The organism is Rubripirellula amarantea (genome assembly GCF_007859865.1).
Classification (GTDB): domain Bacteria; phylum Planctomycetota; class Planctomycetia; order Pirellulales; family Pirellulaceae; genus Rubripirellula; species Rubripirellula amarantea.
Genome location: NZ_SJPI01000001.1, coordinates 1,599,473 through 1,621,728 on the forward strand (window position 1 = coordinate 1,599,473; position 22,256 = coordinate 1,621,728).

The following is a 22,256-nucleotide window of genomic DNA, read 5'->3' on the forward strand; positions in this document are numbered from 1 at the left end:
GCATCGCTTAGGTCTCAAGCGGCTCAGGGCGATACCTCCTCCGAAGCTGAGTCATTTTTTGTTACCCTAACTTCGCGGTTGGTCGGACTCTTAACTTTCCCTTCACACTTGATTTTTCACTCATCATGCAAAAACGTCATCTCCGCGGCACGGACATCGAGCTTTCTCTACTCGGTTTCGGAGCCTCCTCAATTGGGGCTGAGTTTCGGAAAATCGACATTCAAGAAGCATTTCGTAGCGTCCGAACGGCACTTGATCGTGGAATGAATTACGTCGACACCGCGGCCTACTATGGTCGTGGGATGAGCGAATGTTTACTCGGCCAAGTGCTTCCCGACATTCCGCGAGACTCTTATGTCATCAGCACAAAGTTGGGGCGTTTTGCGCCAACGCACTTCGACTTTAGCGCTAAGCGAGTAGCCGAGAGTGTGGATCTTTCGTTGCAGCGAATGCAGCTCGACCATCTCGACATGGTGTTCTGTCACGACATCGAGTTCGTTGACTTGGATTTAATCATCAATGAAACGTTGCCCGCCCTTCGCAAGGAAGTCGAGAAAGGCAAGGTTCTTTACATCGGTGTGAGCGGTTACCCGATGAAGATATTTACTGAATCAATCAAACGCAGCGATCTAGATGTTGTGCTGACCTACAACCACTACACTCTTCAGAACGACATGGCACTTTCACTGGTTGAGCCATGCAAAGAACACAATGTCGGCTTAATTAACGCAGCCCCGTTTTCAGCGAGACTGTTGACCAACGCGACGTTACCGGAGTGGCACAAGTCAACGCCCGAAGTTCGGGAGTGCGCTGCGAAGGCTGCGAAGCATTGTGCCGAAGCGGGTTCCGACATCGCAAAGTTAGCGCTGCAGTACAGTGTTGCAAACGAAGACTTTGCTAGTTGCGTCACCGGTTCGGCAAACCCTGATCGCGTTTCGCAGTGGTGCGATTGGATCGACGAACCACTCGATGAGAAACTGGTCGCCGAAATAAAAGAGATCCTCGCCCCTATTCATAATTGGGTGTATGTCGAGGGTCGACCTGAAAACAATGATTCATAATTAGCAATCGGTGCACTGCCATTCTTGCGCGCTCATTGAATTGCCTCCCTACCTTATAACCTCTTGAACAATCTCCCATGAAATCCTGCATCACCATTAGTCTCGTAGAAGAAGCCCGTGGCGGGCCGTTTGTACTATGGGATGGACTCGAAGCATCCGTCAATTATGCGGCCGAGTTGGGTTACGATGCAGTCGAGATTTTTGCGCCAGGGGTGGAAGCTATCGACGCCGACTCACTCGGCAAACTATTGGACAAGACTGGGTTAAAGTTGGCCGCTCTCGGGACTGGCGCAGGATGGGTCAAGCACAAGTTGCAACTGGCGGACGCGGACGCAGGTCGACGCGAACAGGCAAGGTCGTTTGTGCGATCGATCATTGATTGCGCAGGAGCATTTGGTGCAGCAGCGATTATTGGTTCAATGCAGGGACCTAGCGGTCATACCGGCGACGCCGAAACCGCGAGAGGATACTTGGCCGAGGCACTTGAGGATGGGGGTGCCCATGCGGCGCAGTACAAAGTCCCGTTAATCTACGAACCGCTCAATCGCTATGAGACAAAGCAGTGTTGCACGGTCGCCGACGGGGTCGCACTGCTTGAATCGCTATCCACCGATAACGTGCGACTGCTGTGTGACTTGTTCCACATGAACATTGAAGAAACAGACATTGCCCAAGCACTCCTTAGCGGCGGGAAGTGGGTGGGACACATTCACTTTGTCGATAGCAATCGTCGTCCGGTGGGACTTGGTCACATGAACTACACACCGATCATCGCAGCCCTGCGGGAGATCGGTTACGACGGCTATTTGTGTGCCGAAGCATTCCCCTACCCTGATCCGCACGAGGCCGCACGTCAGACCAAACGCGCCTTCGACTATTGGACACAGTCGTAGAAGCATCAGTGAACGGTTTGAAACCACTTTCCTGCCGCTGCGAAGCTCTACGTCGCCTTCGGCTTAGTGCATCTGCGCGGTGAAAGCAAAAAGACGTGGCTAGCGAACGGTGGCTAAGAAGCTTTGCGAACGAGGACTTCACGGATGCGAAGCCCAAACTTATCGCCAATCTTGACGGTTTCGCCGGTCGCGATTGATTTTCCACCGGCCTCTAATACCAGCGGTTCATCGCAATGGTTGTCAAAGGTCAACATGGATCCCGGCACCAGATCGACGATTCGGTTTAGCGGCACGTTTTTGCGAGCCAAGGTGACGCTGACCACTGTCTCGATAGTCAAAACAGCCTTTGAGTAGCCACTGAAGGTGCCCTCGGTCCCTTGCGAAGGACTAGTCATTGAGTCGGCTCCTTGGGGTAGGTGTCAGTGGTTAGCAGGGGGTGGTACAGAAAACGAAACGCCTCGGTGTGGCGTGCCGAGATAAGCGCAGCAGGCACCGGAGTGCTTTAGGTATCGGCCAGACAAGCCCGTAAAGATTGCCCAGAGTCCGCTAAACTCATGGAAAAACTCACTCATCACGCTAATTTTCGATGCTTTCCCCCCGCCAGGGGGTGTGGAGTAGCGTGGGCCGTAGATACATTGGGCGAGGTCAGAAGTGAGTTCCCTTCCCCCGCCGCTCCTTTGAAGGAACCGGTGGAGTAAGGCGAGATCTCGTTTCTGCTCACCGTTTTTTCAACCACTGATCTTTGAAAAAGAAAGCTGCGCGATGTGCTTACTGGCTGTTCAATACCGCCTGGTTCCCGAGAGTCCGATTTTGGTCGCAGCCAATCGTGAAGAATACGTCGACCGACCGAGTCTCTCGCCTTCGATTCAATCTGGCAAACCAAGGGTATTATGCGGTGTTGACCAAAAGGGTGGGGGAACTTGGCTTGGAGTCAACCAGAATGGGTTGTTTGTCGGCTTATGCAATCGTGCGACGACGATGCCATTATTCGGGCAGCGTTCACGAGGCCTGTTGGCACTAGACCTGCTTCGATGCACCTCAGCGGTTCGTGCGCTTGAAAAGGCAGAAACCGAGTTCGCTAAGACTCGTTACGAAGGCTGCAATATCATTGTCGCCGATGCGAAGAATGGCTACGCGATTCACGCTGATGAACGCCAAGAAGTGGTAGAGCTAAAAGACGGGCTCAACATCATCGGATCACGAAACCTGAACGATCCCGACGACCAACGCGTTCAGATGGCTCGCCGATTGCTAACGCTTCAGACCCTTGATTCGCCGGTGAAGTTCTTGGCTGTCGCCAGCAAAGTTTTTGCTCGCAGTCCGGTTGGTCCAGGCCGTCCCAGCATGGTGGTACGCCACGGCGATTACGCCACCGTCAGCAGTACGTTGATTGCTTTGGGCGTAAAACCTCGCGATGCAATTTATCAGTTCAGCAACGGCGCACCCGACCAATCCAAGTACGAGGACTTCTCGCCGATGTTGCGAGATATCCTTAGTCGGGGACTGCGTGAAGCTCGAACCAAGGCAAAGGCTCAAAGCTAGAGTTCGATCACCAATCAAAGCGGCAGGATTCCAGTGCACTTTCGCGTGAACGATTCCTGCCGCGTTGTCATTCAGCTTTGTCATGAAGGAACTCACAGGCGATGGTAGCTGCATCTTCACTTTCTGCATTGAAAGGCGCGTCCTGCCTCGTAACCGGCGGCGCGGGTTTCATTGGCTCGCACCTTGTTGATACGTTGCTCGCTGCTGGTGCAAGCGTTCGTGTACTTGATAATTTCAGTACCGGATATGAACAGAACCTTGTCCACTTGGCAGGCAAGTCCGAGGTGAGTGTCCTTCATGGTGATGCGGCTGATCGCGATACCGTGAAAGATGCAGTCGCCGGCATCGACTTTATCTTTCACCATTCGGCGATGGCCAGCGTTCCGCGTAGCATGCGTGAACCTTTACTGTGTCACGATTGGTGCGCCACCAGTACCGTGAATCTGCTTGCCGAGGCATCTGCTGCGAACGTCAAGCGACTCGTGCTTGCTTCCACCAGCGCAGCGTACGGCGATTCCTCGTTTGTGTCGAAACGTGAAACGGATCCTACGATTCCGCTTTCCCCCTATGCAGCGTCCAAGTTGGCGGCTGAGGGTTATTGCCGTGCGTTCAATACTGGCTTTGGGCTCGAAACGGTCGTGCTGCGATATTTCAACGTATTCGGTCCGCGTCAGGATCCCCAAAGTGAATACAGCGCCGTGATTCCTCGGTTCGTTTCGATGATTCTTTCTGGTGATCGTCCAGTGATCTACGGTGATGGGGAACAATCTCGCGACTTTGTCTATGTCACGGATGTTGCTCGCGCGAACATGTTGGCGGCAACGCAGCCCAAGGCGGCCGGCATGACATTCAACATCGGCCGCGGGCAGCGAACGTCGCTGTTAGAGCTGCTTTCCACACTTCGCACGTTACTCGGTCAAGACATTGAACCGATCCACGAACCACCGCGGGCGGGCGACGTTCGTGATTCGCTTGCCGACGTCAGCGAAGCCAGGAATCACCTTGGATTTGATGCTGAGGTCTCGATAGCCCAAGGACTCAAGCAAAGCATTGAGTACTACCGAACGGTTGCAACGATGGCTACCTCTTAGCAATCGCTGGACTCAGCGAATGGTCGGCATCCACGCTTTGCTGCCGATGCCCAAGTAAACCAACGATCCATCGCGGCTGAATACCAGCTTCAGTTCTTGATAGCGGATTAGGTTGGCATCCGTTAAACGTTCCGCTTCCGAATTTTCCAATGTGGGAATTTCGTAAGGGAGTAAAGGTCTCGCCTCGTCGGGCACGCCATACCGATCAAGCAGCCATGCGATCGTAACGACCTTCGAGTATGCCGGGCTTTGACGAAGAGTGACTGTTTTCCCATTGAACTCAACTTCGTAACCTTCCTCTGCCACCGCGATCGCATCTGCGACGTGACGCGGTCGAGGTGAACTACCATCCGCATCGAGAACGACTTGCTGATCCATGCCAGCCAAATCGCTCATCAAGCCCGAGTGAACGTTCTCTTTCCGCATCAATCGGATCCAGGCAACCTCGGTGTTCGACCCGTCACTATCAAAGTGGACGGCCAAGGGATATCCGACCAGCAAGTGTTCATCATCGCGACGGACAAAAAAGTCGCGGACTGCGTGGCCCGCTAGGTTAGGTGGATCCTTCACAAAGCCGCTCAATCGAATGTGCCCATCCGATCGAAGCACGTTTCCTCGAAGGTGATTGGAACTGGACTGATCGATTGTGCTGGTGATCGGTTCATCGGTACCAATACCTTGATTGTCAATTTGGAAGTCGCTCAGTTCATAACGGCCGGTCCACGAAGGGCCGGTTGCGTTACAAGCGACAAAGTCACCAGCTTGGCTGAATCGGATTCCAAGGGTAGCAATGTCATCGTCACCTGCGGATTCGTAGGCGACCCATTGACCGATGATCTGGTCTTGCGAGATCACTGTGTTCGAATTGCTCCAAATGACGAACACGAGAGCAAGCAATGCGATCAACCCACACGCGATTCCAATCCTGGCTTGAGGCCGGGCGAGGAAACGTTTGAGGCGAGTCCACTTTGATGCCTTGACCATGAACGCCGCTGGAACGTTATCACTGTCTTGCGGCTGAGTTTGAGTTGCTTTGGCAAACCCCAAGCTCTGGTCGGGTTGCGTGGTGTCTCCACTATGCTTGTCCGTCAATCGAAGCCAGTTCGTTAGGCAAGCCTGAAGAATCAACAAGCGATGAACCGATTGCCATTGATTCGAATCTCGTATCTGCAGTTCCGCAGTGTGGGGAAGACGCTGGCGGGCAGCCAATAAAATCAACTCGTTCAGTTGGTATGCAGATTCACGCGAACCGGGCACATTACGAACAAAGTACTCGGGCACAAAGGTGCCTGGTGGATGCGGCAGTACGGTTTTGCTTTCTTTGTCAAACAGCCCGATATCGGATGCACGGTACCATGGACCATCGGGACCGGCACCGATGACGTCGCCCCAGTTCACAACCCCGGCAAGCGCCGCTTCACGCAGCTCGACGCCGGTGAATGGGCCAATCGCCGTCTCTTCGATAAGGATGTAAAGCTGATGCACGATGAAGAAAAAAGGTAAAAATGGAAACGGACTGAACGCTTGCCCATGCTGCGGGCTATAGAATCATGCGAGTCGTTGCTTAAAACAATTTAGGTGATCACGGCATCGAAGTGTTCGCAGTACTCGTACGGATACCTGAGTTTTGCAAGTCAGTGATACGTTTGCACGAGTGCATCTTCCGATGTACTGACTCGGGGACAACACACCGAAATGAAAACGCAGACCCAACGCCACGCTGCCTTCACCATCGTCGAGTTGATGGTTGTGATCGCGATAATCTCGATCTTAGTCGGCCTTCTTTTACCCGCGGTTCAAGCGTCGCGTGAATCGGCTCGGCAGACTCACTGTCTCAATAACTTGAAGCAAATCGGGTTAGCCGTTCAGAACTTTGAAAGTCAAAGAAAGGAATTACCGCCCAGTCGAAACTACGACCACTTCACGAGTTGGGCATTCTTGATTTTGCCTCATATGGAATCCACAGCCTTACCCGAGCAATGGAATGATCGGCTGAAGTACTATTATCAAAGCGACAAAGCTCGTCTAACTCGCATCCCGCATTATTATTGTCCCACTCGCCGCGACGGAGGCGTCTTTAGCATTGAGGGGGACGACATCCTATCGCCCTTTGAAACCAGTTCGCATGTCCCCGGGACCGTCGCGGATTACGCTTGTTCGGCTGGTTACGGTGAACCGGGGGTTTGGAATTGGATCTCATCTCGCGGTGCGTTCATCATCGGCGATGGTGTTACCGATCCACCGACGGTGCCCCAGGGCGATTTCCCGCCGCCGCTCGCAGAGCTGGTCACTTGGAAAAGCCGAACCACCTTCGCAAGTATCTTTGACGGGGCCAGTCACACCGTCATCGTGGGTGAAAAGCACGTGCGTCCGTTACGGCAAGGAATCGCACCGGAGGATGGAGCGATTTACAACGGTGATCACCCTGGGAATTTTTCGAGGTGTGGTGGCCCAGGTTACCCATTGGCACGATTTCCTGACGACGAGTATCAAACCAATTTCGGCAGCTACCACACAGGCGGTGTGAACTTTGTTTTCGCCGATGGTAGTGTTCGCGTGTTCGACGTTAATATGTCGACCGAGCTACTTGGCCGACTCACATCCCGAAACGATGGCGAGTTCGCCAAAGACAACTGAACCGGCCAGCGCTTCTGCCAGCATTGATCCTCATAGCGTGGCATCGCTAAGTCGAAGCGTTAGTCTTTCCGGCCCGAGGTATCGCTGACATCGACGCGTGAACTGGCGTATTCGACTTCGATGATTATTCCGTTGTCATTCGGTTGAACAGTCTGTCGAAGGGGACTGGTGCGATAGCTGGAATAACGTCGATCCAACGTCGCGGTTGGGATCATCCCAGGTCGTTCGGCACCGTTGCCGATATCGTGATAAGCAATGACGACGACTCGATGTTCGCCCGCCAACGCACCATCATCAGCAGCGTAAGTCCCAAGAAGGAAGCTCCCATCAGGTTGAATCTTACCCCTTGCCGTGACTGGGTTTTCCAAACCGAACTTTTGGTACTCCAGGCTTTCAAATTCAACTGTTCCGTCACGCAACACAACGCCGTCGGGGAAACGAACGATTCCACGGACGTAGTGCAGTGGTGGAGCGGACGATCGGTTGCAGCCAGCAGGGCTGACGAAGAGGATCACTAAAAGCAGCGCGCTTTTATCAAGCAGCGCAATCTTATCAAACAGCGCACGTTTATTAAGTGGATGCCAACGATCAAGCGGATGCCAACCCAATCGCCTTGCTGCACTTAATTTCCACATGAAGGTCGCTTCACTTTTGCCAGGAAGGGTTGGCAACGGCAGGCTCTGTTCCGATCGTCCCGACTATTAGATAGCCCAGACTTCTAGTTGGCCCCGGCTTTTAGTTTGGTTCGCTCAACATTGCCTTGATCGAATCAACGACCTTCTTTGCATCGATTGAATCTTCTGAAAACACAAGCGTCCCCACCACTTGGCTGTCCTGAGCAATGATCACGGTCACTGCATCCGAACTGGAAAGTTGATATTCCAACGGACCAGTTTTGGAATCTTCGGCGACAACGATCGGCAGCAACGTTTCGCCAAGTTCACCCGCCAGGGAAGCGGCATGTTCCTTAAGCGTCGGGACTTCGTCACCAAGAAACGTGACGAGACCCTTAAGCTTTTCGTCCGAATTCTTGCGAAGCGACTGATCAAGTTGCTTCGCAAGATTCACTAAACCGTCGGATGGTTTGCGAGCGAAAACCAAAACCATGGGGCTCGACCCGTATCGACATCGATAACACAGCGTATCACCCGGTTCGATCGTATCATCGACCGCGCCAGCGACTTTGATAACGCGAAACGCACCCAAAGGATCACCCGCTTGCAAGCCTTTCGCTGAGCTATTTGAAGCAGCCTTCGCCTCAGCAGCGTTGGAAGAATTGGTCCAGAAGCTGGTGTCGAACGAGGTCAACAAAACAATGACACTCATTGCGAACAGAAAAGGTTTGCTGCGGGGCATCTTGAGTTCCTACGTTTTTGATGGAATAAGGCCGGCGGGTTCATTATCGGCTTGTCGCGGGATTATGAAAGCCCCGCGTCAGCCGACCTACTTCAGGTCACGGATTCGGATATCTCGAAATTTGGTCCACATGGGTTTTCCGGCATGCAATTGCAACGCGAGGACTCCTTCAAGCAGTTTCTTTTCGGAGTGTTCATCTGTGAAGTCCAACACCAAGCGACCATTCAGGTAATGCTGGATATGGTTTCCTTTCGCAATGATCACGACCTCATTCCAGTCGTCGACCTTCATCAGATCTTTGAACTCATTTTCGGAAATTAGGTCGTCACGCACGACGGTCTTTCCATCCAATGTCCAAACCGCTTGCTCACCCACCATGCAAATTCTTCCTCGCGATCCGCCTTCGTCATAAATGAAACTGGAGACGTTAGGGAAGATTTCCTCGTTGCGAACTTCATGTTGGTAACCACGGACAACCCAGTCATTCTTCGCCGAATCGTCTGTAATATGCTTTGAACGGTATTGAATCCCTGAATTATTGGTTGCATTGCATTGAAACGACAAACGCAATTCAAAATCCTTCAGCGTGCCGCCTTTCCAAATCAGAAAAGTATTGCCTTTTGCAACATTTTCGGGAGTCGTTTCGCCATAGATAACACCGTCCTTCACGGACCAAAGTCGCGGGTCGCCATCCCATCCGGTAAGGTCCTCGCCGTTGAAAAGCTGGGTCATCCCCGCAGCTTCAGTCGGTACTGTTGTGACCAAGTCTTCCGCCGACAAAGAAGGAGTGAATAGGAACGCAATCAATAGAAGCTGAAGGGATCGTTTCATTGGAAAAATCACCGAGGGATTGTGAGGAAGGAGAGAATGTGTGGGAGAGAGACTTAGGTAGGCGACTGAAGTGAGTCGGAACACTAATTCAAGTATGCCCCATCATGGCGGGCAGCTCAAATGATAGTGAGAAACAATCCTGAAGACGCAAACCGAGGCGGAAATCCTCGAGAAATTGCCCAGCTTTGGCTGGTGAAGTCATACCACGTAGCCGTTTCACTTCGCTTGAAGTCTGACCTATTCGTTGCAAGTGTCCAAATCAGCCTGATCCATCCAATTGATGGGTCGACCCACCCGATTGACGGCGGTAGTGCAATGGATTGCATCGTCCCCCGTTGGATTGCACCGTCCCCCGTTTCGAAAATCGCTCACCAGAGTTTGGTCTGCTGACTCTTGCTAGTTGGGGCGATTTGGCGGTCTTGTTAGCGTGGGCTTAGCTGCAATTTTCTCGTGCATGCTGAAAGATGCCGTCTTTGTTCCCAGCGGTAACGATGCTTCGTTGATTCCGATCTATCCTGCACTGCAATTGACGAATTGAAGCGAGTCATCTTCTACACGCGCTCGGGTGGTCGCAGTGATCAACGCAAACGTCAGAACGAGTAAAACCACGACTCGCGAAGACGCTTGGCGATCTCGTTGTTACCGACCAACCATCGTTGCTCCCTTTGGCCTGTCCAGCGATCCGAAGCGCTTCGTTCGATCACTCGTATGCCTCGATCGATCTGGTAGCGGCGAGCGAGATCGTCCGCGACTGCAATTTGGTACCGAGCTTGCGGGTAAATCGGTGCCCAGCATGTTTCGATTGACCATCGTTGCAGAGAAACAAAATGCCAACCATCGCCGTCTTGGTCGTCTTCGACAAACCTTTGAGTCTGCTCAGGTAATTTATCGACGACTGACTGATGAATTTCGATGTCCGCGCCGCTGGTATGAGGCGAATATAGCGACCACGACAACCAGTGATCCCAATAACCGGCTCTTTCAGCAAGCGGAGCCACGCATGCGACGATGATTAGGATCCGAGCAATGGACCATAATCGCGAACGGGGGCGTGGAACGTCATTGGGTTGAATCCCGACGTGGTCTTGCATTTCATTACGGTGCAACGTCATCAGGAAGATCAACGCTTGAATCAACAGCGCGACATTCCACACGACGACACCCCAACTGTGTCCGAGACTCCATGGCCCGAGTAATCCGATCAACGTGGCATGCATGAAGATGACAATCACTAGTGCGAAACGCTGTGTCCTCTTAGGCAGCAGCATCACCGCCGCCAGAAACTCAGTGACCGGAAGCGCAAAGCAGAGCCTCGTCGCAATTTCGTCAACGGCGAGTCCATCGAACCACCCCACGCCAAGTACGTCCTTTGGGAGTTTGAGCATGTGAAGGACGAAATCGTGGCCGACCGTATGAACGAACTGATAGTCAAACTTTCCCAGGGAGCTATACAGATAAACGCTCGTCATCAAAACCAAGATCCAGTGTCGAGCAATCTGGCACGTCGGAGCAAACGCAAAGATGATCGCGTAAAAGAAAGATTGGTAAGCCCAAGGTTGGAGTCGATGTTGATCCAATGCAAACAGCAAGGTCAGGCAAATAGCCACGCACGCCCACGCTTTGCGACGCCATGCATTCTTGATGTAGTTTCCGAGGATCCCGATCGCCATCAGTGTCCCCGACATGACAAAGGTTGCGATTCGAGAGGCCACCTGTCCATCGACTTTGCGTACGATGTCAAGCAATGGTAGGGAAGGAAGCGATCCTGGCTGCGACGTAACCCACCACAGTGGCCAAGTAGCGATCAACAAAGCCATCAACGCCAAGGCCCAGAAGCGAGATAGAAGCGGTGCGTCTTCCTGTGAATTCACGATTGCAAAGGACTTTGAATAAGTAAAACGGGTAAACGGCTTGGGCTACTTTAGTATCCTGTTATCAGAACTCTATTTTTTATCTGCGGCAATCATGGCCTACTTTGGGGCACTCCGGTGAACCCACCCCGGTCTACTCGTTGGAATACATGAGGCAATTGCATGGTCTGCTCTCACTCACGCTTGGCTGATACAAGGCTTCTCGGTAGCAAAGTTGCGTATCTTTTCTCGCTCTGCGTCGTAGTCATCGGATTAGCCACCACGGCAAAACGCGCAGTTGCAGATTTGCTGATCTATTCACCTCCGGGAACGGACATGACCGTTCAGTTGATGGGGAACGTTGACGTGAACGTAGGCGGAACAATCTCGTACCGCCATCCTCGAGGCACCCTGCACTTTTCGGCGCAAGACTGCAAAATCGTACGCACGACCAGCACGAAAAAGCTTTACGCCAACGAACGACTTGAAGCAAAGCGAGGGGGGACGGCCGACGCTTACCTGAAGCTCGCTTTATGGTGCGTAGAGCATGCCTTGATCAAGCAGGCGGATGAAGCGATCAAAGAGGCTTGGAAGGTCGATCCTGACAATCGTAGGGTCAAGCTTATGCTTGCGTTGACTCGCTATCGCCGGGGAACCGTTCCTTCATCGCCGAACATCGAAGAAGAAATAAGAGCGTTCGTTAAGAACGAGGACATGAAGGTCGCTCGTAGTCGTCATTTTATTCTATTGCACGACACACCGGAAAACGACGACCCGATTTTAAAGATGCCTGTCTCAAGATACCGGCTTCAGTTGCTTGAAAAGGTTTATGACAGCTTTTACATGAAGTACGCCTTGGAAGGTTACCCATTGAAGGTTCCTCGTGAACCGATGCGAGTCGTGCTGTTCAACAACCATGGCGACTATTTGAATTTCGTTAGATTGCTTGATCCATCGCTAAAAATGGCATCGGGGTTCTATTCACCTAAGGAAAACATCGCGATCTACTACCAGCAGCGATCGGACCATGCCTTTGCCGGTTTAAGTGAAACGAGCAAGATGCTCAGCCAGTCTCGAGAGAGTCTTAAGCGAGCTCAATTACGTGGCGAAGTCAGTGGGGCTGGTGAGTTCATCCGATTTGCCAAGACGCTCGAACTGATCATGGATATTATCGTCGAGGACGAAGAGATTGAAGTCGTCACTCATGAGGCCACACACCAACTGGCAGCGAACAGCGATCTATTGAGTCGCGAACGATTCCAAGTGCGTTGGGCTCACGAAGGATTGGCGAGCTATTTTGAGGCACCGAAAGATGCGACGTGGTCTGGTATCGGTGCGGTCAATGAAACGCGTTTGGGTTACTACCGAATCTTGGCACTCGATCCAGAGCGTTCCTCGATTGAGTATGTCGTCACCGACAGGATTTTTGACGAGGCAGGCGATCACTTTTCGCAGTTGGCAGCCTACGGACAAGCTTGGGCGTTGACTCACTTCTTGATGGAAAAGCACCTGGACAAACTCATTGAGTTTTATCGCAAGATGGCCGTCGATGATTTTGAAACCACTCGCGACGAAGTCTGGCAAGCGAAAGTACTCAAAACGTTCAAGCAGTGTTTCGGCGACTTAGAAAAGCTCGATTTGGAATGGCGATCTTATATGCAAGGACTTCGAACTGACGCCGAAAAGCTAGCCGCCCAACCGTAACGATTTAGTCGCCAGACTCATTTCCGGCAATCCAACAAGAAGGCCGTGTCCAACACCACAGGCTAAAAGATCCCAATGCCCAGGGCGGGACTTGAACCCGCATAGCCGTTACCAGCCGGGGGATTTTAAATCCCCTGTGTCTGCCAATTCCACCACCTGGGCAGGTGCCGCTTATCGCGGGTTGGTGCATTTCTTCATGCGGACATTGGCTAGGCCGCTGCCGTCGATTCTTGAAACGGACGACGGTACGAATCGTTTGGTTCGCACCCGAACATTAGAATAATGCTCCTTCGGGCTGGCAACCGCCTATCAGCATCGAAAGACAGAGCAACTTTGTTGGTTCGTGCCCTGTATTTATCGCCCTTTGTTTTATCGACTGCGACGATCGTGACCGGCCATTGCTGGCTACGTAGCGACAAAACGTTTCAATTCCGACGCTCTTGAGACCGCTTGGCTACCCAAGTTCTCAGCAACCCAGTCGTCCGCAATTACAGCCCTCTGTAAAACCAGTCCACAGCAAAACCGCGGCTTCTGCTGGTCCTGGACCTCTGCCATCTTCGTCGGCCTGCCATCTCATCGGCCTGCCATCTCAGTGTCTCGTCACCACGGTACCCCAAGCCGTGGGCCGGTGGCGGAAAGTCTGCAACACCGACACGCGACGACAGTATGATGGGAGCTCGCAATTTTGCTATTCGCTCCTATGGGCAACTGATAAATGATGACTCGGTTTACCGTTCTCCTGCTCGCTGCTTTGACTGCTACTGCGGCCGTCGCATCGGATCGCAACTTCGTTTTCTTCCTCGTTGATGATCTAGGTTGCAAGGACCTAGGGTTCGAAGGAAGTTCGTTTCATGAAACGCCCAATATTGATGCATTGGCCGATGCGGGAATGCGATTCGATCAAGGCTACGCCGCATGCCAAGTTTGCAGTCCATCGCGAGCGAGTATTTTGCTTGGAAAGGCTACGCCTCGTCACGGCATCACGGATTGGATTGGTGCAGCGTCGGGAATGAAGTGGAACCGAGACGACCGCGTGTTACCGGCGGAGTACGTACATAACCTGCCGCATGAAGACGTCACTCTCGCTGAAGCCTTCCGTGATGGCGGCTACACGACATTCTTTGCCGGTAAGTGGCATCTTGGGGCTGAGGGTTCATGGCCAGAAGATCATGGCTTTGACATTAACAAGGGTGGCTGGAATGTTGGCAGTCCGGGCGGCGGGTACTTTGCGCCGTGGAAGAATCCTCGGCTTGAGAGCGGTCCCGACGGCGAATCGCTTACAATTCGTTTGGCCAACGAAACGGCGTCTTTCATTGACGAGCATCAAGATAAACCATTCTTGGCTTACCTTTCGTTCTATACGGTTCACGGACCGATCCAGACACGCGAAGCGTTGTGTAACAAGTACCGCGACAAGGCAAAGCAAATGGGCTTATTGGGCAATCAATCCCGCTTCGAATTGCAACGCCGGTTGCCTGTCCGTCAAGTGCAAGACAATCCGATCTACGCTGGAATGGTCGAGACGCTTGATACTGCGGTCGGCATCGTGATGGAAAAACTTAAGCAAACCGGTCTCGACAAGAACACCGTTGTGATTTTTACCTCTGACAACGGAGGCGTATCTTCGGGCGATTCGTTCTCGACAAGTCTGTTGCCGTTTCGCGGTGGAAAGGGAATGCAATGGGAGGGCGGTATCCGCGAGCCCTTCATTATTCATGTGCCTGGGACTACAAAACCGGGTTCGATTTCGCAGACTCCCGTGATCGGAATGGACTTCTACCCGACGATGTTGGAACTGGCCGGTTTGCCGCTGAAGCCTGAACAACACGTCGATGGGGTCAGCCTGGTGCCTGTTCTTAAGGGCGGAGCCATCGCGGACCGAGATCTGTTTTGGCACTACCCGCACTATGGCAACCAAGGAGGCGAACCTTCGTCGATCATTCGTAGCAAGAATTGGAAACTGATTTTCTATCACGAAGATGGTCGAACGGAGCTTTATGACATTGAAAAAGATCCGGCTGAAGAAACGGAGATTGCTTCGCTTCACCCCGACGTTGAAGCGGAACTAAGAAGCCGCCTCGACGCTTGGCTTGACGAAACCGGTGCCAAGCTACCCAAGCCTGACCCTCGCTTTGATGCGCGAAAGTTTGAGGAACGTTTGACGCGAGTTCGAGAGACCCTGATGCCAAAGCTCGAACGTCAGCATGCCGACTATCTCGACAAGTCAAAGAAACCGAGTCCGGATTGGTGGGGAAGTGCCGCCGATTAGCGATAAAGGCTAGATTTGCTGGTTTCTAATCTTTTTGAGAAAAAGCGTTAAGGCAATCTTTGGGTTTCGACGCAGGTGTTGGTGAAGCGGATGACCGCTAAAACCAATCACCAAAAACGCTCGATGAAAAGGCCCTTCCAATGTTCACGCTCAAAAACGTACGCACCGCAATTCTTGTCCTCACCGTTGCCATTTTGGCTTCAATCTTCGTGTCCGATGTTTCAGCCCAAGGGTGGATTAACCCAGAGGTTTATAACTCGGGTCGAAAGGTCACCGGTGCTCATTACGACCCCTTCACCGGGCAGATCGTTGTTCGCACTGATCAAACTAAGGTTCGCGAAAGCTACCTCGATCCCAACCGCAACCAGATCGATCCAGGTTCCTATCGTCAGGTTAACCGCTACGAAACAGACCTCAATGGTGTCCGCTGGCACGTGACCGGAACACAATGGACTTCCAACGGTGTGCCTCACGGAAATCTTTCACGTCGTCGTGTTGGTGGAAGCAGTGGACCGGTTGTTGAAGATCGTAACGAGCACGTTGCATACGGAGCTCAGAATCTAGGAGGCTCGACCCAAGGTTCCACCAACAAGACAAAGACCGTGCGATCCAACAAGTTGCCTCAGCATCGTCGTGGTACTGGATCCCGTAGCACCCTTGGCCACTACAGCCCTTTCTAGGTCGAAACAGCAATGAAGTGGCTGTATCAATGCGAAGGCGATCTCAGTGATTGCCTTCGCTTTTTTCGTGCTCAACCCTATCTAATGCGCAGATTATCTAACGCGCGGAACGATCCAATGTTCACATTGAGATCAGGCGCTGGTCGGCTTGCTGGTGCACGCTTGCAACTCTTCCGTCAGGATAAAGATTGCTAGGTTGTTTGAGGCCTCGATGTCTTTGTTTTGTTGGTATCGAACCAAGTCATAAGTGTGAGCGGGTCACAAGCGATATTGGTTTAGAACAGTTTTGGGCATGGCACGATGAACGTGTAACCCGTCGTTCAGGCATGGGTTATTCTGGGGTGCTAATGTTCTGTTGACACGTTATGGAAATTCCCTTGAAACGATCGGCCCCACTGCTCCCCCTTTGCCTTCTGCTGCTGAGTTTAGTCGTTGGCTTCGCTCATGTAAGAAAGTCACTAGCGGACGATTCTTCTGGCGTCATGAAGTTTGCAAGTCATGACAATGACAGTTTGATCTCGATGATTCACCAAAAGATTAAAGCTGAATCAGCTAATGCGACCGAAGAGGAGATGACGTCTTATCAAGAAACCATTCCGTTAACAGGAGTGTCGTTTGATATGGTTTCCATTCGAGGTGGCAAGTTTCGAATGGGCAGTCCTGGGGATGAAGTCGATCGTCGCGAGAACGAAGGACCCGTATGCGAAGTTGAGGTCTCATCGTTTTGGATGGGGCGCTGCGAAGTGACTTGGGACGAGTACGAACCGTTCATGGTCACAGCAGTTGATCGCGAGAAGCATGGCGGACGCAAGGACTTTGATCCGAAGGTTCACACGATCGTTGATGGAGTTAGCCAACCGACGCCGCCATATACCGAGATGAGTTTTGGAATGGGGCAAAAAGGTTATCCCGCCATCAGCATGACTCAGCACGCAGCGAACAAGTACTGCCAATGGCTTAGTGCACAAACGGGGCATTTCTATCGTTTACCCACAGAGGCCGAATGGGAATACGCATGCCGAGCGGGTTCCGAAACGGCCTACTCATTCCCCGAGGACGAAATCGAAGACTACGCTTGGTACTATGACAACAGCGATGACAAGTACCAGTTAGTCGGTCAAAAGAAACCCAATCCATGGGGGTTATACGACATGCACGGCAATGTCATGGAATGGACGGCCGATCGTTTCGTCGAGGATTACTTCCAGGCGATCAAAGGCATCCCCAGAAATCCCTGGTTGAAGCCAGATCGACTCTATCCTCGCAGTGTTCGAGGCGGAAGTTGGAACGACGATCCTGAGCAATTACGGTCAGCCTTTCGCACCGGCAGTGATCGAAGCTGGAAAGATCAAGATCCTCAATTACCAAAGAGCATTTGGTATCACACCGATGCCCAGTGGTTGGGTTTTCGGGTCATCCGACCTCTTGAAGTCCCATCGGCAGAAGAAATGTCGCAATACTGGAACAGTGCCACGGGCGCACGAAAATAGAGCTCTCCCTTCCCTCCCCCCAATCCCACCTAATTCTATGACCACCATTGAACGTCGAAAGTTTTTACAGACCGCAGGGATGGCAACTGCCGCAGCAAGTACGTTGATCGTTCCGCGGGTTTACGGACAAGCCACCGATGACAAGCTTCGAGTCGCGTTGGTTGGTTGTGGCGGGCGAGGAACGGGTGCCGCTAACAATGCGTTGTCGGTCGACAACGCGCAAACAACTTTGCACGCGATGGCTGATGTGGTGCCCGATCGTTTGCAGTTGAGTTATTCGTCACTGAGCAACGAGTACGCAGAACAACCTGGCAAGGTCGATGTGCCACCCGAACGCCGGTTTGTTGGATTCGAAGCCTACAAGCAGGCACTGGATACTCTTCGGCCCGGCGACATCGCATTGTTTGCAACCCCGCTCGCGTTTCGATGGGTTCACTACCAGTACGCTATCGAGCGTGGATTGCATGTGTTCATGGAAAAACCCGTGATCGCCGATGGCCCCAGCGCTAAACGCATGTTGGATCTTTCGGCGCAAGCTGATGCCAAGAACCTTAAGTGTGCAGTCGGTTTGATGGTTCGTCACTGTCGAGGTCGTCAAGAACTGCACCAACGAATCCAGGATGGTGAGATTGGCGACATCATCTCGATGCGTGCCTACCGAATGCATGGTCCAGTAGCGTCTGCGTTTTCGACTCGCAAGCCAGACGATCAATCGGAGACGATGTTTCAGATCGAACGGTTCCACAGCTTTTTATGGGCCAGCGGAGGTTTGTTCAGCGATTTCTACATTCATCAGATCGACGAAACGTCTTGGATGAAGAACGCTTGGCCGATCAAAGCTCATGCGTTGGGCGGTCGGCATTATCGAGGCGATTACATCGATCAGAACTTTGATCATTACAGTGTCGAGTATACCTATGACGACGGCACGAAATTGCACTTCAACGGTCGCACGATGTTGGGTTGCAAGAACGATATGTCGAGTATGGTTCACGGCAGCAAAGGTTCAGCGATCGTTTCAACGTCCGGGCATACGCCAGGCAAGGTGAAGACGTTTAGTGGCCAAAACGCGGATCGGAAAGAGATTACGTGGAAGTATCCTCAGCCCGAGAAGAATCCTTACGAGTTGGAATGGGTTGATCTCGTCGACGCGATCATCAATGACAAGCCCTACAATGAAGTGCCTCGCGGTGTGGAGGCAAGTTTGGTAACGAGCATGGGACGTATGTCGGCACATACCGGGCAAGAGATCACTTACGACCAGATGCTCAATTGCCCTCATGAGTTTGCTCCGGACGCGGACAAACTGTCTCCTGAGGGTCCCGCGCCGATCATGCCCAATGAAGACGGTACTTACAGTGTTCCGCAGCCTGGGTTATTGAAGGACCGCGAATACGCGTAGGTGCGAGTCAGGTATTTTCTAAAGTTCGGTAGCGAGACTGATAGGCATTGGTGCCGGTGTTGCTAAGCAATGTTGTGGGTCGCAGAGAGCGATGTCGGCTCGGTCGGAACAAGTTGCTGCGACTCGCGTGAGTGACTCAGCTTGGAAGTGTGATGCTCGTACGATGAACGAGTATTTCGTGTTTGATACAACGAATGAGAGAGACTGCTTCTGATGAAACCTATTAGTCTCATGCTGTTGATGGTCGCCATGGGTAGCTTTAGCGTCCATGGGGATAGTCCGCCAAACATTGTCGTCTTCTTGTCGGACGATCACACAATTACCGATTCATCGGTCTACGGGTCGACCGAACTGGCAACGCCGAACATGGCGAGGTTGGCCGCCGACGGCATGACCTTCGACCAAGCGTTTGTTGCTTCACCATCATGTGCACCTAGCCGAGCGGCTTTGCTGACAGGTTTGATGCCAGCTCGAAATCAAGCCGAGGCTAACCATTCAAGACCGAAGGCCGAGATTAAGAAGTTGCCTGCCTACTTGCAGGAACTCGGATACGAAGTCGTCTCGTTCGGAAAGGTCGGCCACTACAAGCATACCCCCGAGTACGGTTTCGATGTCGCCCGACACTATCAATACCATGAAGATGTGGCGGTCCCGGAGTCACTAAAATGGCTTCGCGAACGAAATTCATCCAAGCCGCTGTGCCTGTTTGTGGGTACTAATTGGCCTCACGTGCCTTGGCCCACAAGTGAACATTATTCGCCCGACGAGGTTTCAGTGCCTTCGACCCACGTCGACACAAAGGAAACCCGCCTAGCGCGAGCTCGTTACTGCGAAGCGGTTCATACGATGGATCGTGAACTAGGTGAAGTGTACGACTTGGCTCGTGAAAAATTTGGCGAGAACATGTTGTTCATCCACACCAGCGATCATGGTGCTCAGTGGCCATTTGGAAAGTGGAACTTGTACGACGATGGGATTCGCACTCCACTGATCGCATCTTGGCCGGGACACATCGTGCCTAAGTCACGAACGCAAGCCCTGGTTTCCTGGGTTGATTTATTGCCCACTTTGGTGGATGCAGCAGGCGGGCAACCCGACCAAGAACTTGATGGCCGTTCGATCTTGCCCGTTCTTCAAGGCAAGACGCAAACGCACTCGGACGCAATCTTTACCGTGCATAGTGGCGATGGGAATATGAATGTCTTTCCGTCTCGTAGCATTCGTACACAACGTTGGAAGTTAATCATCAACTTGCGTCCCGAGTTTCGTTTTACCTCTCACGTGACAAAGGTTCGTGACGAGGACAGTTACTGGGACAGTTGGATCGAGCAAGCTAAAACGGACTCGTCAGCAGCCGACAAAGTTCGGCGCTACCACGAACGGCCACGGTTAGAGCTATTCGATTTGCAGAACGATCCGTTGGAACAAACGAATTTGGCAACCGCCCAGGAACACGCCGCCCGTTTGGCTGAGATGAAGGAACGATTGGTCTCTTGGATGCAAGATCAGGGCGACACCCAATCGGTCTTTGGGATGCCCGAATTGTTGCCTCGTGTCGGTCCTAAGCCAAATATCATCACGATTTTCATTGATGATATGGGCTGGGCTGATTTGTCCTGCTTCGGTGGGACGGTTCAAACGATCAACATTGATCGGTTAGCCAATGCTGGAATTCGTTTTACCAATTTCTATGTCAACAGTCCCATCTGCTCACCCTCGCGCACTGCACTGACTACGGGGCACTATCCAGCTCGGCATCGAATCACTTCGTACCTGGACAACCGCAACCGCAACCGCGAACGTGGGATGGCACAGTGGCTTGATGTCACCGCACCTACGCTGCCGCGGATGCTGAGCAAAGTCGGATACACAGCGGGCCACTTTGGCAAATGGCACATGGGCGGCCAACGTGATGTTGGGGATGCACCGTTAATCACAAAGTACGGTTTCGCGGCTTCGTTGACCAACTTTGAGGGCCTTGGTCCTCGCGTATTACCGTTAAAGGATGCCTATGACGGCAAGCCTGCCGTGCCCCATGCACTAGGTAGTGACAAGCTCGGACATGGGCCCATTGAATGGGAAGATCGGTCTGTGGTCACCAAACGATTTGTTGATCGAGCGTTGCAATTTATCGACGATGCCGTCGCTACCAAGACACCCTTCTTTGTGAATGTCTGGCCCGATGACGTCCATTCGCCGTTCTTTCCACCGAAAGCATTGCGTGACGATGAACAAAAACGATCGCTGTATCACGGTGTATTGAAAGCGATGGACGATCAGCTCGGCGAGCTAATCAGTCGCATCGAAAACGACGAAACGCTACGCGATAATACTCTCATTTTGATCGCTAGCGATAACGGACCGGAGCCTGGGGCCGGCAGCGCGGGATCGCTGCGAGGGCACAAAGGAGAATTGTGGGAAGGTGGAATTCGCAGTCCGTTGATTGTATGGGGACCAAAATTGATTCACCCCGAGTCCATGGGTTCGGTCAACGAAACCACGATCCTTTCCAGCGTTGATCTTGTCGCTTCTCTCATCGCAATGGCCGATGCACCGACTCCTGAAAACTACCGAAGCGATGGCGAGAACCTTCTCGCGGCGCTACTAGGGTTCTCTCAAGAAAATCGAAGTCGACCGTTGTTTTGGCGACGTCCGCCTGATCGTCCCGGCACTGCTGCGCGTCCCTGTCCTGACCTCGCCGTTCGTGACCAAAATTGGAAGTTGGTTTGCAACCTTGATGGATCGGGAACTCAGTTGTTCAATCTAAAACGCGATGTCGGCGAGACAGTCAATGTCTCAAGTAAGAACAAGCAAGTGACCAGGCGACTCAAATCCGCAGTCTTAGAATGGAACGCTACGCTGCCCGTTGATGGAATTCAAACCATCGTCGTTCGCGGCACTGAATCGTTTCGCGGCAAACCCAATGCGATTCCCGGAAAAATTGAGGCTGAACACTGGGACAAGGGTGAAGCGGGAATAGCGTACCACGATGTTGACACACAGAACCGTGGCGAAAGTTATCGCGAAGCAACACAAGTCGACATCGAGAAGCGAAGTGACGCTTCCAACGGACACGGAGTTGGATGGACTCAAGAAGATGAGTGGCTGGTCTACACCGTGGAAGTTGCTCAAACGGGAGTTTATGATCTTGAGATCTCCGTCGCGTCGGACAAGAGTGGCGGTGCCTTCCATCTTGAATTTGATGGGAAGGATGTGACTGGGCCGATTGATATCCCCGACACGGGTGGTTGGGAGATTCTGAAGTCGATCCGAAAAAGTGGAGTTTCATTAACTCAAGGTCGGCAAACAATGAAACTGGTGATGGATAAAGATGGAGAGTCGGGTGGCGTCGGAGACATCGACTTTATCAAATTCACTATTGCCGACGACCAGTAACCGAGCAAGCGTCAAGTATTCGATTGCACGTGGTTGGTCACGATTGCACCGACG

At 52.4% G+C, this 22,256-nt stretch carries 18 protein-coding genes and 1 tRNA gene; 12 read left to right on the forward strand and 7 right to left on the reverse strand.

Annotation, left to right across the window (positions count from 1 at the left end; translation table 11 throughout):
• Positions 1-125: 125 nt before the first annotated feature.
• Together Pla22_RS05790 and Pla22_RS05795 are read left to right on the forward strand one after the other, a co-directional pair.
• Entirely contained in the window at positions 126-1,061 is a 936-nt protein-coding gene (locus Pla22_RS05790; RefSeq protein WP_146513774.1) for an aldo/keto reductase, read from the forward strand.
• A 77-nt stretch (positions 1,062-1,138) separates the two neighbouring features.
• Positions 1,139-1,954 (forward strand): sugar phosphate isomerase/epimerase family protein, encoded by an 816-nt coding sequence (locus Pla22_RS05795; RefSeq protein ID WP_146513775.1) that lies wholly within the window; start codon positions 1,139-1,141, stop codon positions 1,952-1,954.
• 113 nt (positions 1,955-2,067) lie between these two features.
• Here the strand turns inward: Pla22_RS05795 and Pla22_RS05800 are convergent, their stop codons facing one another.
• Positions 2,068-2,349: a FliM/FliN family flagellar motor switch protein gene (locus Pla22_RS05800; protein WP_146513776.1), complete on the reverse strand. Its 282-nt coding sequence runs from the start codon at positions 2,347-2,349 to the stop codon at positions 2,068-2,070.
• Between the two features lie 367 nt (positions 2,350-2,716).
• On the opposite strand from Pla22_RS05800, the gene Pla22_RS05805 reads away from it, so the two are divergent.
• Positions 2,717-3,496: an NRDE family protein gene (locus Pla22_RS05805; protein ID WP_146513777.1), complete on the forward strand. Its 780-nt coding sequence runs from the start codon at positions 2,717-2,719 to the stop codon at positions 3,494-3,496.
• A 101-nt stretch (positions 3,497-3,597) separates the two neighbouring features.
• On the forward strand, positions 3,598-4,587 hold the full coding sequence (locus Pla22_RS05810; protein WP_146513778.1) for an SDR family oxidoreductase: 990 nt from the start codon (positions 3,598-3,600) through the stop codon (positions 4,585-4,587).
• Between the two features lie 12 nt (positions 4,588-4,599).
• Here the strand turns inward: Pla22_RS05810 and Pla22_RS05815 are convergent, their stop codons facing one another.
• On the reverse strand, positions 4,600-6,072 hold the full coding sequence (locus Pla22_RS05815; RefSeq protein WP_146513779.1) for a hypothetical protein: 1,473 nt from the start codon (positions 6,070-6,072) through the stop codon (positions 4,600-4,602).
• A gap of 210 nt (positions 6,073-6,282) precedes the next feature.
• Between Pla22_RS05815 and Pla22_RS05820 the strand changes: the two genes are divergently transcribed.
• On the forward strand, positions 6,283-7,224 hold the full coding sequence (locus Pla22_RS05820; protein WP_146513780.1) for a DUF1559 domain-containing protein: 942 nt from the start codon (positions 6,283-6,285) through the stop codon (positions 7,222-7,224).
• 59 nt (positions 7,225-7,283) lie between these two features.
• Here the strand turns inward: Pla22_RS05820 and Pla22_RS05825 are convergent, their stop codons facing one another.
• The 4 genes from Pla22_RS05825 to Pla22_RS05840 all read right to left on the reverse strand — a co-directional run bounded on the left by Pla22_RS05825 (position 7,284) and on the right by Pla22_RS05840 (position 11,282).
• Positions 7,284-7,859 carry a hypothetical protein gene (locus tag Pla22_RS05825; protein WP_242631822.1) on the reverse strand — a complete coding sequence of 192 codons (576 nt, stop codon included), beginning with the start codon at positions 7,857-7,859 and terminating at the stop codon, positions 7,284-7,286.
• Positions 7,860-7,959: 100 nt separating this feature from the next.
• Positions 7,960-8,580 (reverse strand): hypothetical protein, encoded by a 621-nt coding sequence (locus tag Pla22_RS05830; protein ID WP_146513781.1) that lies wholly within the window; start codon positions 8,578-8,580, stop codon positions 7,960-7,962.
• An 87-nt stretch (positions 8,581-8,667) separates the two neighbouring features.
• Positions 8,668-9,411 carry a 3-keto-disaccharide hydrolase gene (locus tag Pla22_RS05835; protein ID WP_146513782.1) on the reverse strand — a complete coding sequence of 248 codons (744 nt, stop codon included), beginning with the start codon at positions 9,409-9,411 and terminating at the stop codon, positions 8,668-8,670.
• 590 nt (positions 9,412-10,001) lie between these two features.
• Entirely contained in the window at positions 10,002-11,282 is a 1,281-nt protein-coding gene (locus Pla22_RS05840; RefSeq protein WP_146513783.1) for a hypothetical protein, read from the reverse strand.
• Positions 11,283-11,444: 162 nt separating this feature from the next.
• Here Pla22_RS05840 and Pla22_RS05845 point away from each other — a divergent pair, with 162 nt between their 5' ends.
• Positions 11,445-12,965 carry a DUF1570 domain-containing protein gene (locus Pla22_RS05845; protein ID WP_146513784.1) on the forward strand — a complete coding sequence of 507 codons (1,521 nt, stop codon included), beginning with the start codon at positions 11,445-11,447 and terminating at the stop codon, positions 12,963-12,965.
• Between the two features lie 76 nt (positions 12,966-13,041).
• Here Pla22_RS05845 and Pla22_RS05850 read toward each other — a convergent pair.
• Positions 13,042-13,127: transfer RNA gene (locus Pla22_RS05850), tRNA-Leu, on the reverse strand.
• On the opposite strand from Pla22_RS05850, the gene Pla22_RS25155 reads away from it, so the two are divergent.
• From Pla22_RS25155 to Pla22_RS05875, 6 genes are all read left to right on the forward strand, one after another.
• Entirely contained in the window at positions 13,102-13,248 is a 147-nt protein-coding gene (locus Pla22_RS25155; RefSeq protein WP_165440533.1) for a hypothetical protein, read from the forward strand. The genes Pla22_RS05850 and Pla22_RS25155 overlap by 26 nt on opposite strands.
• Before the next feature lie 432 nt (positions 13,249-13,680).
• The gene (locus Pla22_RS05855) at positions 13,681-15,234 is read left to right on the forward strand and encodes a sulfatase (protein ID WP_146513785.1); all 1,554 of its coding nucleotides are present in this window, start codon (positions 13,681-13,683) and stop codon (positions 15,232-15,234) included.
• A gap of 140 nt (positions 15,235-15,374) precedes the next feature.
• The gene (locus Pla22_RS05860) at positions 15,375-15,914 is read left to right on the forward strand and encodes a hypothetical protein (RefSeq protein ID WP_146513786.1); all 540 of its coding nucleotides are present in this window, start codon (positions 15,375-15,377) and stop codon (positions 15,912-15,914) included.
• 482 nt (positions 15,915-16,396) lie between these two features.
• Entirely contained in the window at positions 16,397-17,404 is a 1,008-nt protein-coding gene (locus tag Pla22_RS05865; RefSeq protein WP_146513787.1) for a formylglycine-generating enzyme family protein, read from the forward strand.
• A gap of 37 nt (positions 17,405-17,441) precedes the next feature.
• Positions 17,442-18,806, forward strand: a complete 1,365-nt coding sequence (locus Pla22_RS05870) for a Gfo/Idh/MocA family protein (protein ID WP_146513788.1) — start codon at positions 17,442-17,444, stop codon at positions 18,804-18,806.
• A 213-nt stretch (positions 18,807-19,019) separates the two neighbouring features.
• Entirely contained in the window at positions 19,020-22,202 is a 3,183-nt protein-coding gene (locus Pla22_RS05875; protein WP_146513789.1) for a sulfatase-like hydrolase/transferase, read from the forward strand.
• Positions 22,203-22,256: the final 54 nt, after the last annotated feature.